Consider the following 14766-nt stretch of genomic DNA (forward strand, 5'->3'; position numbering starts at 1 on the left):
CGGCGTGTCACCACCGACTACCACCGAGTACCGGGAGTGACCCCGAGCCGACGGGTTCTCCCCGGCACGCGAAGACCACCCGAAACCTGCGGGGTTGGGGAGGATTTCGTACCGAAATCGGGGGGTAATCCGCCCCATACCGCTTGAGGTCACGCGAAGTGCGAGAAGGGGCCGGGCTACAGGTCGCAGTCTGGGGTGGTGCAGGTGGTGGGGAGGTTGGCGGCTATGCGGTTGAGGAGGGTGGTGAGTTGGGTCTGCTCGTCCGCGGTCAGGTGGTCGAAGAAGTACGTGCGGACCGCGGCGACATGGTCGGGGGCGGCGGACTCGATCGCCTTGCGGCCGAGTGCGGTGAGGCGGATCATCGAGCCGCGCGCGTCGGAGGTGCATTCCTCGCGGGTGACCAGGCCGCGCTTCTCCATCCGGCTGACCTGGTGCGACAGGCGGCTGCGTTCCCAGCCGACCGAGCGGCCGAGATCGCGGGTGCGGAGCAGGCCGTCCTCGGCCTCGGACAGCGGATGCAGGAGCGCGTAGTCAGCGCCGGACAGGCCCGAGTTCGTGATCATCCGCGCCTCGAGCGCACGCATCAGTTCGCGATGCGTGTCACGGTACGACTGCCAGAGCCCCGCCTCCTGCGCCCCGAGCCACTCCGGTTCCTTCATCCATCCATTGTACGGACGGACGTTGACATGTCACCGACTCACGTCAGGGGGTGCGCGAGAGGGCAACCGCGAGCCCGATGGTGCCGGCCATCACCGCGAGTTCTAGCACTGCTAGCTGCCGGAACGCCCCCGGGTCGCCGGTCGCCACGCGCGGGATCGTGCTCCGCCGATGCAGCCACCCGATGAAGACCAGGAGCGCGAACGCGAGCGTCTTCCCGAGCACAAGAACGCCATACCCGGAAGTCACCCATTGCGTGATCAGCCCCCAGCCGTCCTCGCGACCGCCGAGGTGGATCTCGGCCGTGAGCAGTCCGGTGATGCCCATCGTCACGGCGCACACGAAGGCGAGCGTGCTGAACAACTCGACGGCCTCGCGGGAGCGGGTGTAGCGCAGTACCGCGCCCAGCCCGCCGATCCACGCGGTCGCGGCGACGACGTGAACGACGAGGGAGGCGGTGGCGAGGACCGACCACAGGCTGGTGCGGTCGATCGCGCCGTGACCGGTGAGGAGCGGGCCGATCAGGGCCGCGATCGTGAGTACGGCGGCTAGTCGGGCGGCTCGCAACGTGTTGGTACCGCTGAGGATCACGGCGAGTACGGCGGTGAGCACGACAGCCACTGCCAGCGCGCGGACCTGGCTCAGCTGGCCGGCCGCATCGGCGTGCTCGGCGAGGTGGGACAGCGGGATGCCGAGGATCACGGTGGCGGTCGCGATCAGGCCGCCGATGCTCGCGACTGCCCAGATGCCCGCGGCCAAAGCGGCATCCTGACAGGCGCGGATCGCTTTGTTTCCGAGCTTTCCGTTCTTCGCGGGCAGGAACAGCACGACCGCCAGCACCGCTCCACCGGTTGCCACCGCCGCCGCATCCGCGAGAATCCGCAGTACCGGAACTGCCCAGGAAACAGCGGGTCCGGCGCCGAGCAGGCCGTCCGCCGCCCGCTTCGGCGCACCACCGGCGGCGAACAGCGCCACCACCATCATAACGATGCCGGCAGCAACTATCCCCACCGGGACGAAAGCACGTTTCATGAGGCCGGGCGGCGGCGGACGATCACCACGGCCAACGCCACCACGACGAGCATTACCAGGCACATCGCGACGATCGTCACTGTGTTGGAGTTGCCCTCGGGCTGTACCGGCGCATCGGCCGGTTGAGTGGCGGGATGGCCGGCGTGCGTGACGGTGAAGGTGCCGCTGACGGTGATCGGGTGGCCGTCGGCCGAGACCACGCGGGCCTCGACCGTGTACTTGCCGGCCTCGATCATCGCGCCGACCGGCTGGGTGACCGTGTTGTCGACCACCTGGACGTCACCGTTCGCGACGTTCGTACCGTTCGGCGACTTCACCTGCACCTGCGTCCCGTTGGACCCGACCGGCTCGTTGAAGGTCAGCACCACCTTCGTCGGCGGCGCGGCCATCGACGAACCGTCGGTCGGCGTCATCGACTCGAGCTTGGCGTGCGCCGCTGCCACGCCGGCGGAAGCCACCAGCGTGAACAGCGACGCGACCAGAACAGCGATCAATCGGCGCACGATTACTGCTTCTCAACAGCGCGACGAGGCCGCAGCCCGAAAGCCAGGCCCAGCAGGCCCACCACCAGACCACCGCCGCCGAGCCAGCGCGCCAACGTGTCCGAAGAATCGGTGGACGCCGCGACTGGCGTGATCGCAGCCGCCAGCTTCAAAGTCGGCGCGGGATGTTCGGCCTCAGCACCGTCCTTCGCGACGTCGGCCCACTTCACCACCTCACCGTCGCTGTACGTCTGATCCGCCGGGAAGCTCAACGCATCCACGCCCTCGGGCAACTTCCCGACCGACAGCGAGAACTCGTCGAAGTCGTTCGGCGGGATCCCGGCCGCGGTCGCGGTCCAGGTGACCGTGGTGATCGCCTTGGTCAGCGTGACGTCACCGACCTTCACCGCGGCCGGCAGCTTCTCTTCCTTCTTCTCCACCTTCCATCCGTCCTTCACCTGCGCCCCCACGTGCGCGAACGGATGGTCCTTGGGCAACGAGACAACGAGTTTCGTGGTGCTGGTGTTGTCCGACTCGGTCGGCACCCGGAACACCAGCTTGGCGTACCCACCGGGCTTGGCGTCCGGCGACGACACCGTGACATGCGCCGACGCCGAGCTCGCGGCGCCGATCACGACGAGCGCGGACGCCGCGACGATCGCGCCTGCGCGCAGGGCGAATCTCTTGGGCATGAGAGAACCTTTCAAGGCATACGAGTAGTCTGGCGCGATCGGCCGGCTCAGAAAGCTGCAATTACTCGTAGGCCGGGAGGACCGCGCCCGGAGACGCTTGTGCCGAGTCGGGAACCGGCCGGGGTCCACGACGTGAAGACGCCGAGTGCTGCGGGGACGAGCAGCACGGGACGCAGTACCGGCAGCTCCGGAAGCAGTTGCGCGAAAACCCGCCGTACCCGATGGACCCAACGGTGCGCCTGGCCGATCGCGAGGACGCCCGCCAGCAACGCACCGAGGTGAGTCGCTGTCATCATCAGGCTGCTCGCGATCGACATCCCGTGATGCATGGTCACCGAGTCCAGCGCGACATGCACAAACAGCTGCACCCCGGCCAGCACCAGCCCCGTCAGCAACAGCTCCCCCGCCAGGTACTCACCGAGCAACCAGCAGACACCGGCCAACGCCACCAGCGGAGGTACGACGCCCAGCGGCACGCCGCCACCCCCGACGAGCTCATGACCGACCACCGCCACCGCGACGCTCAGCGCCGCGACCACGGACGTCGTCCTGCTCTCGGTCACGGGAAAAGTCTGCCGTAGTCGTGCAACCATTCATGCGGCCCACCACGTTTGACTCGGCATGACTGGGGAGCGCCGCGGGTGAGAGCGGAGACGGAGCAGGACTACGTCGAGTTCGTGACGCACCACGCCAACTCTCTGTGCCGGACCGCTTACCTTCTGTGCGGGGATTGGCGGCGTGCCGAGGATGCGACGCAGGAAGCCCTGATCCGGCTGTACCGGGTCTGGGGCCGGATCCAGCGCAAGGGCGCGGTCGGCGCGTACGCGCGGAAGGTCGTCGTCTCCACCACTCTCGACGCGCTGCGCCGGAAGTCCAGCCAGGAGGTCGTCGGCGGAGACGAGTACTTCGCCAACGAGGCCGACGCCGACGCGTTGGGCATCGTCGAGAACCGGATGGTGATCACCAAGGCCCTCGCCGAGTTGCCGCCCCGCCAGCGTGCGTGCGTCGTACTGCGGTATTTCGACGAACTGTCCGTCGAAGAGACTGCGAACGCCCTCGACTGCCGCCCCGGAACCGTGAAGAGCCAGACGATGCGCGCCCTGGACAAACTGCGCGCCCATCCGTCCCTGGCCGAGCTCTCCGACCTGGTGGGAATGAAATGACGGGCGAACTGAAGACCCTGATGGACCAGGCCACCGAGCGCGGTACGTCGTTCGCGCCCGACGTGACCGAACTCGTAGCGGCCGGCCGGCACCGGACCCGCCGCCGGCGCGCGCTGGTGAGCGCAGCCACGGCCGTCGGCACCGCAACTGCTGTGGTCGCCGTACTGCTGATGGGCCGAATCGGAGACCCCAGGCCGGAGCCGCAGCCCGCGGCGGTCCCCCAGCCTGCCGCGATCACCGACCTGTGCGCGAAGTCCGACGACTTCTTCCGGACCGCAAACGACGACGCCTGGCGACGGCAGGTGGTCGCCAACTGGACCGACAAGGTCGTCGAGGTGAGCGATGCCGACGGCGCGATGACGGTGCGCCGGTCGGCCGATGGATCGCAGTACGCGTACTGCGTGGCGGGGGTACCGATCCAGAAGCAACCGCTGGGCGGGTTCGGCTCGGCGCTGCTCAACGTCGGCATCGTCAAACGCGAGTACCAGATCCAGCGCTACTGGAGCATGGGGTGCGGCAACGAACCGGTGGAAAGGATTCTCCAGCAACCCAGCTGCCGGGGTGTGCGGTACAGCTACGCGGGCCGGGTGCCGGAGGGGGTCACCCGGATCGCGTTCACCGGCCTCGGGCAGCACGCCGACGCCACCGTCAAGGACGGCTACTGGGTGAACCGCGTCTACACGGACGACATCAGGAAGGGGAATACCGACCCGATCTACATCACGATGTACAACGACTCCGGACAGCAGGTCTTCAAGGAGCGGTACTGACGTCCTGCGATGATGTGCGGATGGACGTAGCTGTGCTGGAGATCGGGGGAAGCCACGTCACGGCGGCCGTGGTGGCGCCCGGCACGTGGGACGTGACCGAGGTGGACCGGGCGAAGCTCGAGTCGCAGCAGGCGGCCGAGGTGGTGGTCGAGCAGCTCGCGGAGACGGCCCGGAAGTTGCCGCTGGCAAACGGTCTGGCGGTCGCGCTGCCCGGTCCGTTCGACTTCGCCACCGGGGTCGCGTGGTACCGCGGGCAGGGCAAGTTCGACCAGCTGTACGGGTTCAACCTCGGCGCCGCGCTGAGCAGCGAACTCGGGATCGACCGGTTGCTGTTCATGAACGACGCGGAGGCGTTCGCGGTCGGCGAGTGGACCGCCGGCGAGGTCCGCGGCGTCGAGCGCTGCGTCGGCGTCACGATCGGCACCGGCATCGGTACGGCGTTCCTCGCCGACGGCCGCGTGGTCCGCGAGGGCAGCAGCGTCCCGCCGGGCGGTGAGCTCTACAAGACGACGTACGCCGGGAAGCCCCTGGAGGACTCGATCTCCGCGCGCGCGATCCTCCGCCGGTACGCCGAGAGCACCGGAGCCGAAGCGCCCGGCGTCAAGGAGATCGCCGACCAGGCCCGCACCGGCGACACCGCCGCCTGCGAGGTCCTGACGGCATGCTTCACCGACCTGGCCGCTGCCCTGAAGCCCTGGCTGGAACGCTTCGGCGTAACGAAAACCGTCCTCGGCGGCTCGATCTCAGGAGCCTTCGACCTGGTCGAATCGGCCCTCGACTTCCCCGCCTCCGCGACGCACGACACCGAGCAGTCCGCCTTGATCGGCGCCGCCGCCCACTACCTCCGCTCCTCGTGAACTGTCGGCGACCCCCGCTACGGTCGGGTGCGTGAAGATCGCCGGTCCCCGCCTGCGGGCGCAGCTCGAGTCCACCCTGCCCGACGAGATCGAGGACGAGGAGCGGTTGCTCGATCTGGGGCTGGAGGACGTGGACCTGAGTGATCTGGAGGCCGAGCACGTCGAGATCAGTGGTTGCCGGTTCACCCGGAGCAAGCTGGCCGGGTCCGATCTGGAGAAGCTGATCCTCGTCGACACCGAGCTCGCCCAGTGCGACCTGGCGAACTCCCGCTGGTCCGACGCGGCCCTGACCCGGGTCGCGATCACCGGCTCCCGCATGATCGGGTTCGCCGGACCGGGCGCGAACCTCCAGCACGTGACGATCCAGGACACCGTGCTCGACTTCGCGTCCTTCCGGTTCGCCAAGTTCTTCAAGGTCGAGCTGACCGACTGCCGCCTGCAGAGCGCCGACTTCGTCTCGGCCGACCTGACCGGCGCCGTGTTCCGGCGCTGCGACCTGTCCGGCGTGGAGTTCTCCCAGGTCAAGGCGGCCAAAGCGGTGTTCGTGGACTGCACCTGGGACGGCGCCAAGGGCCTCGCCTCGCTCTCCGGCGCGACCGTGGCAGCCTCCTCCCCCATCGACACGCTGGCGTTCACCAGCGCGGTCACCGTCGCGAGCGGCATCACCTTGGCACATCCCGACGACCTCGACTGAGCGTGATCCGGCCCACGTAGGAGTACGACGTACGCCGGATAAGGTGGGCCCGTGACTGACTCGACGATCATCTACACCCACACCGACGAGGCTCCGGCGCTCGCCACGTACTCGTTCCTCCCTGTCGTCCAGGCGTACGCCGGCCAGGCCGGTGTCGGCGTGGAGACCCGGGACATCTCACTGGCCGGCCGGATCCTGGCGCTCTTCCCGGAGTACCTCAAGGACGACCAGCGGATCGCGGACGCGCTCGGCGAGCTCGGCGAGCTGGCCAAGACGCCCGCGGCGAACATCATCAAGCTGCCGAACGTCTCGGCCTCGGTCCCGCAGCTGAAGGCCGCGATCGCCGAGCTGCAGTCCCAGGGCTACGCGCTGCCGGAGTACCCGGACGAGCCGAAGACCGACGAGGAGCGGGAGATCCAGTCTCGCTACGACAAGGTCAAGGGCTCCGCGGTGAACCCGGTGCTGCGCGAGGGCAACTCGGACCGCCGCGCCCCGGCCTCGGTGAAGAACTACGCCAAGACCCACCCGCACCGGATGGGCGCCTGGTCCGCCGACTCCAAGACCAACGTCGCAACGATGGACAACGACGACTTCCGCGAGACGGAGAAGTCAGCCGTGATCGAGACCGCGGGCTCGCTGCGGATCGAGCTGGCCGGTGACGACGGCACCACGACGGTGCTGCGCGAGTCGATCCCGGTCCTGGCGGGCGAGGTCGTCGACGCGTCCGTCCTGCACGTTGCGGCGCTGCGCGAGTTCCTGACCGCCCAGGTCGCCCGGGCGAAGGCCGAGGACGTGCTGTTCTCGGTGCACCTGAAGGCCACCATGATGAAGGTGTCGGACCCGATCATCTTCGGTCACGTCGTCCGCACCTTCTTCCCGAAGACGTTCGCGCAGTACGGCGACGTGCTCGCGAAGGCCGGCCTGACCCCGAACGACGGCCTGGGCGGGATCCTGCACGGGATCGCGAGCCTGCCGGAGGGCGCCGAGATCAAGGCCTCCTTCGACGCCGAGCTGGCCGAGGGCCCGAAGCTCGCGATGGTCGACTCCGACAAGGGAATCACCAACCTGCACGTCCCGTCCGACGTCATCGTCGACGCGTCGATGCCGGCCATGGTCCGTACGTCGGGGCACATGTGGGGCCCGGACGGCGAGGAGCACGACACCCTCGCCGTACTGCCGGACCACAGCTACTCCGGCATCTACCAGGTCGTCCTCGACGACTGCCGCGCGAACGGCGCGTTCGACCCGGCCACCATGGGCTCGGTGCCGAACGTCGGCCTGATGGCGCAGAAGGCCGAGGAGTACGGCTCGCACGACAAGACCTTCGAGATTCAGACGACCGGCACCGTCCGCTTGGTGAACCAGGCCGGCGACGTCGTGCTCGAGCAGGCGGTCTCGGCCGGTGACATCTTCCGCGCCTGCCAGACCAAGGACGCCCCGATCCAGGACTGGGTCAAGCTGGCCGTCAACCGGGCCCGCGCCACCGGCGACCCGGCGGTGTTCTGGCTGGACGAGGCCCGTGCGCACGACGCTCAGATCATCACGAAGGTCCAGAAGTACCTGTTCGACCACGACACCGAGGGTCTGGACATCCGGATCCTGGCGCCCGTCGACGCGATCAAGCTGTCGCTGGAGCGGATCCGCCGCGGCGAGAACACCATCTCGGTGACCGGCAACGTGCTGCGTGACTACCTGACCGACCTGTTCCCGATCCTCGAGCTGGGCACCAGCGCGAAGATGCTGTCGGTCGTCCCGCTGATGGCGGGCGGCGGCCTGTTCGAGACCGGCGCGGGCGGTTCGGCGCCGAAGCACGTGCAGCAGCTGGTCAAGGAGAACTACTTGCGCTGGGACAGCCTGGGCGAGTTCTTCGCGCTGGCCGCGAGCTTCGAGCACCTGGCGCAGGCGACCGGGAACGCGCGGGCGCAGGTCCTGGCCGACACGCTCGACCGGGCGACCGCGACGTTCCTGAACGAGGACAAGTCGCCGACCCGTCGCGTCGGCGGGATCGACAATCGGGGCAGCCACTTCTACCTGTCGCTGTACTGGGCGCAGGAGCTGGCCGGCCAGGCCGACGACGCGGACCTGGCCAAGGCCTTCGCCCCGCTCGCCGAGACCCTGGCCGCGAACGAGCAGACCATCGTCGACGAGCTGATCGCGGTCCAGGGCAGCCCGACCGACCTCGGCGGCTACTACCAGCCGGACCCGGCCAAGGCAGCAGCCATCATGCGTCCGTCGAAGACCTGGAACGACGCCCTCGCCACGCTCTGAACCTAAGTGACAAGCCGCTGGCGCATCTTGACGGTCGCCAGCGGCTTGTTGGTTGCTCAGGCCTTGCTGGTGTCATGCGCCGAAAGTTCGCGTCGTAAGTCCGGCCCGGTGCGATCGCGGCTCCCCGCGCCCAGTCCGCCAGTCCGCCCAGTCCGCTCAGGCCCTCGATGAGCCTCCCCAAACCGGTTTGGGGAGGCTCTTGCCTCCGACCGGGGAGCGCTACTGCCCGATTCGGGCAGGTAGGTCTCCCCAAACCGGTTTGGGGGCCCGGAGCCAGCGGCTGGCGTGGTCACGTCCGTCCGACTCCGGACTTAGCGCACGAACTTCGGGCGCGGGACACTAGCTGGAAATGCGTGGCCGTGCCTACGATCTCGTTCCTACACTGGCGGGCATGACAGCAACCCGATCCGTGCTTGCCGCGCAGGCGACGGACTTTCCGCGATGGTTCCAGGATGTGATTGCCAAGGCCGAGCTCGCTGACAACGGGCCGGTGCGGGGGACCATGGTGGTGCGACCGTACGGGTACGGGATCTGGGAACTGTTGCAGGAGGCAATGAACCGGCGAATCAAGGCGACCGGGGCGCAGAACGCGTACTTTCCGCTGCTGATTCCGGAGAGCTACCTGCAGCGCGAGGCCGAGCACGTCGAGGGATTCAGCCCGGAGCTCGCGGTCGTGACGCATGCCGGTGGCAAGCAACTCGAGGAACCCGCGATCGTCCGGCCGACGTCGGAAACCGTTGTCGGCGAGTATCTGTCCAAGTGGATCCAGAGCTACCGGGACCTCCCGCTGCTGCTCAACCAGTGGGCGAACGTCGTCCGCTGGGAGCTCCGTCCGCGGCTGTTCCTGCGCACCACCGAATTCCTTTGGCAGGAAGGCCACACGGCACACGTTTCCGCCGAGGACGCCCGCGCCTACGCGACGAAGATCCTGTACGACGTCTACCGCGAGGTCATGCTCGACGTCCTGGCGATCCCGGTCGTCGTCGGCCGCAAGACGCGGCGTGAGCGGTTCGCGGGCGCGGTGAACACGATGACGCTCGAAGCGATGACGGGCGACGGCAAGGCCCTGCAGATGGGTACGTCGCACGAGTTCGGGCAGAACTTCTCGCATGCGTTCGACATCGGATACCTGTCGAGCGAGGGACGCCGTGAGCTCGCGTGGACCACGTCCTGGGGCAGCAGCACCCGGATGATCGGCGGCTTGATCATGGTGCACGGCGACGACGCGGGCCTCCGGGTCCCGCCGGCGGTCGCTCCGGTGCAGGTCGTCGTACTCGCCGTGAAAGAGGAGGCGATCGCAGCGGCCCGCGGAATCGCCGACGAGCTGACAGCGGCCGGTCTGCGCGTCACCGTTGACGACCGCGCCGACCAGCCGTTCGGACGCCGCGCGGTGAACTGGGAGCTCAAGGGCGTCCCGATCCGCATCGAGGTCGGCCCCCGCGACCTCGCCGCCGGCAACGCAACCGTCGTACGCCGATTGCGCGACTCCGCCAAGACCGCCGTCAACCTGACCGAACTCACCACACACGTCGTCGCCGGCATCGAAGCGGACCAGGCACACCTGCTGGCCGAGGCAACCGCTCGCCAGACCTCCCGCATCACCGCCACATCCACCGTCGACGAGGCGATCGAGGCCGCCGCGTCCGGCTGGGCGCGAATCCCGTACGACGCCGTCGGCGAACAGGGCGAGGACCGCCTGGCCGAGTCAGGCATCACAGTCCGCTGCCTACAACGCCCAGACGGCTCACTCCCGGTGGCCGACGACGAACCGGATCTGGTCGCCTACGTGGCCCGCTCGTACTAGCGGGCCAGGTATCTGCGGACGTCGTCGGCTACCTGGGAGCGGTAGCGGAAGGCGTATTTGCGGAGGATCGCGCTGAGGTGGGTCTTGACGGTGTTGAGGCTGACGCCGAGCTCAGCCGCCAGTTGGTCGTTGTCGAGACCGTCGGTCAGCAGGACGGCGACGGCCTGCTGGGCCTTCGTCAGGCTGGTGAACCGGCGCTCGGGGCCCTCGTCGGTCTCCATCAGCATCTCGATCAGCTCGGACTGGATGTGCTCGGCGGCATCGACGATCCGCTCCAGATGCGTGTGTACGGCGGTACTCACGTCCGGCTCGTCCAGCGCCTCGGCCGCGATCTCCCGGATCGACGCGATCCGGTGCGTCAGGTACTCCATCACGTGGTCGGACGTCAGCAGGTTCGGGCCGACGTCCCCCGCTGGCAGCCGGCGCAACGACTCCCGGTCCTCGCCCTCACGGGTCAGTACCCGCTCGACCACCTCGCACAGCCACTCGAACGCCCGCACCGCGATGTCGTCGTACGACCTGGGCTCGTAGCTCTGCATCGAGAGCATCCCGAACAACTGACCGGGACCGTCCTTGGTCGGCCGGAAGATCGGCACCGTCACCGCGTCCTCGGACCGTCGCTTCAGGTCCCCCACCGGTACGCCGGCGTGCAGGGTGGAACCGTCGTCGTAGGCGAACCGGTACGTGTGCCGGTGCTTGATCAGCCAGGCCGTCTGCCCGTTCGGCCCGAAGATGTGGGTGTCCGGGTTCACGTACTCGCCGTCGTCGTACCCGTACGGGAACCGCACCCGGCTACCGCCCTGCAAGAACCCGACGTAGAAGGCGTCGACGCGCGCGATCTTCCCGGCGACCACCCGGACGTAGTCATACAGACCGTAGTGGTCGGACCGGAACAACGCCTCGATCTTGTGGTATGCCTCGCGCAGGATGATCGCGGTCTCCGCGTCCACCCTCAGCGGGGCGACCTTGTCTGCCTCCACAACGTCGGCTCCCCACACACACCTCGGCTGTATCGATCACTCGACTATCGCGCCGTACCAGCGACTTGCCAAGTGATGCAGCCGAACATGTGCGTGAAAACCGCGGTCGCGGGTGGTGCCTGCGGGTTCCCGAGTCGCCCTCCCAAGCCTCGGCCGAACCCTGCACCACCCGCGATCACGGTAGGACACCAGTGACTGTTGAGCCCCCGCGTCGATCGGTCCCGCCCCCGGCGCGACCCCGACCCCCCTACGGATGGTTCGGTGCCCTTCCTCCCCCTGTTGGCTACACCGTGCCACCGATCGCCCAGCGTGACCATCGCCCGGCGCATGATCTTGCCGGGCCCTCGATCTCATTCCGGGGATGAGACGTTGTAGTCGATTACAGCCAGCTGGTGTCGAGCGGCTTGCCCTCGGCGTACCCGGCGGCCGTCTGCAGGCCGACGACGGCGCGCTCGTGGTACTCGGTCAGGTTGGCTGCGCCGACGTACGTGCAGGAGCTGCGGATGCCGGAGACGATCGAGTCCAGCAGGTCCTCGACGCTCGGGTTCTCCGGGTCCAGGTACATCCGGGCGGTCGAGATGCCCTCCTCGAAGATGCTCTTCCGGGCCCGCTGGAACGGCGAGTCCTCGGCGGTCCGGGATCGGACGGCGCGAGCCGACGCCATCCCGAAGCTCTCCTTGTAGATCCGGCCCTGACTGTCCCGGTGCGGGTCGCCGGGCGACTCGTACGTACCGGCGAACCAGGACCCGATCATCACGCCCGACGCCCCTGCGGCCAGCGCGAGCGCGACATCACGCGGATGCCGTACGCCGCCGTCCGCCCAGACGTGCTTGCCGAGCTCACGCGCCCTGGTCGCACACTCCAGTACGGCGGAGAACTGCGGCCGCCCGACGGCCGTCTGCATCCGGGTCGTGCACATCGCGCCCGGGCCCACGCCGACCTTCACGATGTCCGCACCGGCGTTCACCAGGTCCGTGACACCTTCGGCGGTGACGACGTTCCCGGCCACGATCGGCACCTGCGGGCCTAGAGCGCGAACCCGTTCGACCACCTCGAGCATCCGCTCCTGGTGACCGTGCGCGGTGTCGATGACGAGGACGTCCACGCCGACGTCCAGCAACGCCTTCGCCTTCTGCTCGGCGTCGCCGTTGATCCCGATCGCGGCGGCGACGCGGAGCTTGCCACCGGCATCGAGGGCCGGTTCGTACAGCGTGGCGCGGAGGGCGCGCTGGCGGGTCAGAATGCCGACGATCCGGCCGTCCGTGTCGACGACCGGCGCGAGGCGGTGCCGGCCGTCGTGCAGCTGGTCGAACGCCGTCTCGGGGTCGATGCCCTGGGGAACCGTCAGCAGCTCGCGGGACATGATCGCATCCAGCTGGGTGAACCGGTCGACGCCGGAGCAGTCGGCCTCGGTCACCACACCGACCGGCCGCCCCTGGTCGACAACGATCACCGCGCCGTGGTTGCGCTTCGGCAGCAGATTCAGCGCCTCGCCGACGGTCCCGGTCGGCGGCAGCGTGAGAGCGGTGTCGTGGACGGGATCCCGTTCCTTGATCCAGGCAACCACCTCGGCGACCACATCAACCGGGATGTCCTGCGGAATCACCGCGAGACCACCGCAACGCGCGATCGTCTCGGCCATCCGCCGCCCAGACACTGCAGTCATATTCGCCGCAACCACCGGAATCGATGCCCCGGTCCCGTCCGAAGTCGCCAGATCCACATCCAGCCGCGACGTCACCCGCGACCGGTTGGGCACCAGAAACACGTCGCTGAAGGTCAAGTCCCCCGCTGGCTCCCGATCATGATGAAACCGCATGTCAGACCCCTTCCGCCCGAGTACAAACCCAACCAGCCTGCCACGAAAGGAATCTGAAAGCACGGCCCGACGTACTGCGGTGGACAAGCAACGTCTACCGACTGGGACGAAATGACTCGGGGCAGCCGTCGGACTGGTCGCGAGCGCACTGGCCGTCGCCGCACCCACACAAGCAGCTACGACCCCTCCCCTTTTGTGCGTACGGCGGCTCAGGTCTCCCGATCGGCTTCCTTTCCTGTAGTTCGCACAGCCTTGGAAGCTGCTGGTTGTACAGGAGCCTGCTGAGCCGCATCGACCGGCGAGACCACGCCGCTTGTAGCCGTCTGCACCGCATGGGCCGTCTGCAGGCGAGGATGCGAACCTCGTGCGTGCTCGGGAACTACTTCGTTCAACGTGTGAGCGAACCCTTCAAGATCCAACCGCGACGCCATGACGTCGATAAGTTCAGGCATCGTGCGCGGCTCCCGGCGATTGCGCGCGACCATCGAGTCCAGCGCGGCGATCACCCGGTCCGGGGACCGCTTGAGCAGGCGGTTCAGGAACTCCGAGGTTCGCTCGACCTTGATGGCATCGCGTCCCGCCGACGAAGGCCAGAAGTCCTTGGTGTTCTCGGTGACCAGCACGGTCGCCCTGGAGTGGATTGCAGCGGCGAGAACATGTTTGTCCTTCTCGTCCGCCTGCATCTCTGGCACCAAAGCTTCGTACTCGGACGTCATCGCCGCCGGGAACACCTGGTTCATGCGCGCGAAGCGGGCATCGATCCGCTCCGCGGGCAGACCCTCCGGACGATTGCGCTTAACTTCCTCCAGCACCTGGGCAGACCATTTCGGCGTAAGCAGACGCGCATGCGCCAGCGTGAGGATCACATCAGTGGTCAGCTGCCCATGCAGCACACAGGCGTCGAGAAACGCGCGAGGCCGGTCCGCCATCCTGCCAGTTCACCGTCTCGGGCCGGCGTCGTCGTCCCACGGCTCCTCGGCTGCCAGCTCCTGCAGCGCTTGCGCGCGTTCGGCATCGACGCGAGAACTCAATGCGAGAACGTCAGCGAGCTGGACCCAGTCGACGTACTGGCTCGTCCGGAACGGAATGTCACCGCGGCTCGCGTAGAGCCGTAGCTCCTCGCGGTCCATCTCGACCGCGTCGGCCGCGTCGTCGATCGGCAGCTCGGTCCGCAACGGGGTGATCTGAACCGCGTACCCTTGCCGCAGCGCCGCCTCCACGAACCGCAACACCTCGTAGGCCTGGGGAGGCACCTCACGCCGATCCCCACCGGCTCCGACCAAGGCCGGTCCGCCGGACGCGACCGTCCGCTCACCTTCTCCGAGCAAGAACACCTCGGGCCGTCCCGGCATCACATCCATACCGCGAGTCTAGGGCGACGCCACCCCACAAATCCGAGTTATCCACAGCGCCAGACCTCGCTCGATGCCACAACCAGATCCCGAGCGGTCGATTCCAGCGGTAAGTACATCCGACAGGTTCACCGACCTCGACGCCGTACTGATCCCCCTCCGATCTGGGGAGGATTTTCTACCCGAATCGGGCAGA

General features: G+C 68.0%; 15 protein-coding genes. 6 read left to right on the plus strand and 9 right to left on the minus strand.

Annotated features, from left to right (window positions below; translation table 11 throughout):
• Positions 1 to 176: 176 nt before the first annotated feature.
• Genes EV649_RS16370 through EV649_RS16390 form a run of 5 tightly spaced genes read right to left on the minus strand, consistent with a single transcriptional unit; the run spans position 177 to position 3426 of the window.
• Positions 177 to 659: a MarR family winged helix-turn-helix transcriptional regulator gene (locus tag EV649_RS16370; protein ID WP_130384301.1), complete on the minus strand. Its 483-nt coding sequence runs from the start codon at positions 657 to 659 to the stop codon at positions 177 to 179.
• Positions 660 to 702: 43 nt separating this feature from the next.
• The gene (locus EV649_RS16375; protein ID WP_241998429.1) at positions 703 to 1638 is read right to left on the minus strand and encodes a CopD family protein; all 936 of its coding nucleotides are present in this window, start codon (positions 1636 to 1638) and stop codon (positions 703 to 705) included.
• 47 nt (positions 1639 to 1685) lie between these two features.
• Entirely contained in the window at positions 1686 to 2192 is a 507-nt protein-coding gene (locus tag EV649_RS16380) for a copper resistance CopC family protein (RefSeq protein WP_130384303.1), read from the minus strand.
• Between the two features lie 2 nt (positions 2193 to 2194).
• A complete protein-coding gene (locus tag EV649_RS16385) occupies positions 2195 to 2863 on the minus strand; it encodes a YcnI family protein (RefSeq protein WP_130384304.1) in 669 nt (222 codons plus the stop codon).
• 47 nt (positions 2864 to 2910) lie between these two features.
• Complete coding sequence (locus EV649_RS16390) at positions 2911 to 3426, minus strand: hypothetical protein (RefSeq protein ID WP_130384305.1); 516 nt, start codon at positions 3424 to 3426, stop codon at positions 2911 to 2913.
• 78 nt (positions 3427 to 3504) lie between these two features.
• Here EV649_RS16390 and EV649_RS16395 point away from each other — a divergent pair, with 78 nt between their 5' ends.
• The 6 genes from EV649_RS16395 to proS all read left to right on the plus strand — a co-directional run bounded on the left by EV649_RS16395 (position 3505) and on the right by proS (position 10419).
• On the plus strand, positions 3505 to 4026 hold the full coding sequence (locus EV649_RS16395; RefSeq protein ID WP_130384306.1) for a SigE family RNA polymerase sigma factor: 522 nt from the start codon (positions 3505 to 3507) through the stop codon (positions 4024 to 4026).
• Complete coding sequence (locus EV649_RS16400; protein ID WP_130384307.1) at positions 4023 to 4796, plus strand: hypothetical protein; 774 nt, start codon at positions 4023 to 4025, stop codon at positions 4794 to 4796. Before EV649_RS16395 ends, EV649_RS16400 begins: the two co-directional genes overlap by 4 nt.
• A gap of 20 nt (positions 4797 to 4816) precedes the next feature.
• Positions 4817 to 5653 (plus strand): ROK family protein, encoded by an 837-nt coding sequence (locus EV649_RS16405; protein WP_130384308.1) that lies wholly within the window; start codon positions 4817 to 4819, stop codon positions 5651 to 5653.
• Between the two features lie 31 nt (positions 5654 to 5684).
• A complete protein-coding gene (locus EV649_RS16410; protein ID WP_241998268.1) occupies positions 5685 to 6347 on the plus strand; it encodes a pentapeptide repeat-containing protein in 663 nt (220 codons plus the stop codon).
• A gap of 51 nt (positions 6348 to 6398) precedes the next feature.
• Complete coding sequence (locus tag EV649_RS16415) at positions 6399 to 8615, plus strand: NADP-dependent isocitrate dehydrogenase (protein WP_130384309.1); 2217 nt, start codon at positions 6399 to 6401, stop codon at positions 8613 to 8615.
• A gap of 391 nt (positions 8616 to 9006) precedes the next feature.
• Positions 9007 to 10419 carry a proline--tRNA ligase gene (gene proS / locus EV649_RS16420; protein WP_130384310.1) on the plus strand — a complete coding sequence of 471 codons (1413 nt, stop codon included), beginning with the start codon at positions 9007 to 9009 and terminating at the stop codon, positions 10417 to 10419.
• Here the strand turns inward: proS and EV649_RS16425 are convergent.
• From EV649_RS16425 to EV649_RS16440, 4 genes are all read right to left on the minus strand, one after another.
• On the minus strand, positions 10416 to 11399 hold the full coding sequence (locus tag EV649_RS16425) for a LuxR C-terminal-related transcriptional regulator (protein WP_130384311.1): 984 nt from the start codon (positions 11397 to 11399) through the stop codon (positions 10416 to 10418). The genes proS and EV649_RS16425 overlap by 4 nt on opposite strands.
• 379 nt (positions 11400 to 11778) lie before the next feature.
• On the minus strand, positions 11779 to 13218 hold the full coding sequence (locus EV649_RS16430) for a GuaB1 family IMP dehydrogenase-related protein (protein WP_130384312.1): 1440 nt from the start codon (positions 13216 to 13218) through the stop codon (positions 11779 to 11781).
• Positions 13219 to 13427: 209 nt separating this feature from the next.
• Positions 13428 to 14147 carry a PIN domain-containing protein gene (locus EV649_RS16435; protein ID WP_130384313.1) on the minus strand — a complete coding sequence of 240 codons (720 nt, stop codon included), beginning with the start codon at positions 14145 to 14147 and terminating at the stop codon, positions 13428 to 13430.
• A 9-nt stretch (positions 14148 to 14156) separates the two neighbouring features.
• Positions 14157 to 14579, minus strand: coding sequence for a hypothetical protein (locus EV649_RS16440; RefSeq protein ID WP_130384314.1), 423 nt, complete (start codon positions 14577 to 14579; stop codon positions 14157 to 14159).
• Between the last annotated feature and the right edge of the window lie 187 nt (positions 14580 to 14766).

This window comes from Kribbella sp. VKM Ac-2569 (assembly GCF_004216905.1).
Lineage (GTDB): Bacteria > Actinomycetota > Actinomycetes > Propionibacteriales > Kribbellaceae > Kribbella.

Excerpts from the sequence above, each read along its gene's own strand:
- EV649_RS16370 (WP_130384301.1), bottom strand. The coding sequence starts at position 659 with ATGAAGGAACCGGAGTGGCTCGGGGCGCAGGAGGCGGGGCTCTGGCAG.
- EV649_RS16375 (WP_241998429.1), bottom strand. The coding sequence starts at position 1,638 with ATGGTGGTGGCGCTGTTCGCCGCCGGTGGTGCGCCGAAGCGGGCGGCG.
- EV649_RS16385 (WP_130384304.1), bottom strand. The coding sequence starts at position 2,863 with ATGCCCAAGAGATTCGCCCTGCGCGCAGGCGCGATCGTCGCGGCGTCC.
- EV649_RS16400 (WP_130384307.1), top strand. The coding sequence starts at position 4,023 with ATGACGGGCGAACTGAAGACCCTGATGGACCAGGCCACCGAGCGCGGT.
- EV649_RS16405 (WP_130384308.1), top strand. The coding sequence starts at position 4,817 with ATGGACGTAGCTGTGCTGGAGATCGGGGGAAGCCACGTCACGGCGGCC.
- proS (WP_130384310.1), top strand. The coding sequence starts at position 9,007 with ATGACAGCAACCCGATCCGTGCTTGCCGCGCAGGCGACGGACTTTCCG.
- EV649_RS16430 (WP_130384312.1), bottom strand. The coding sequence starts at position 13,218 with ATGCGGTTTCATCATGATCGGGAGCCAGCGGGGGACTTGACCTTCAGC.
- EV649_RS16435 (WP_130384313.1), bottom strand. The coding sequence starts at position 14,147 with ATGGCGGACCGGCCTCGCGCGTTTCTCGACGCCTGTGTGCTGCATGGG.
- EV649_RS16440 (WP_130384314.1), bottom strand. The coding sequence starts at position 14,579 with ATGGATGTGATGCCGGGACGGCCCGAGGTGTTCTTGCTCGGAGAAGGT.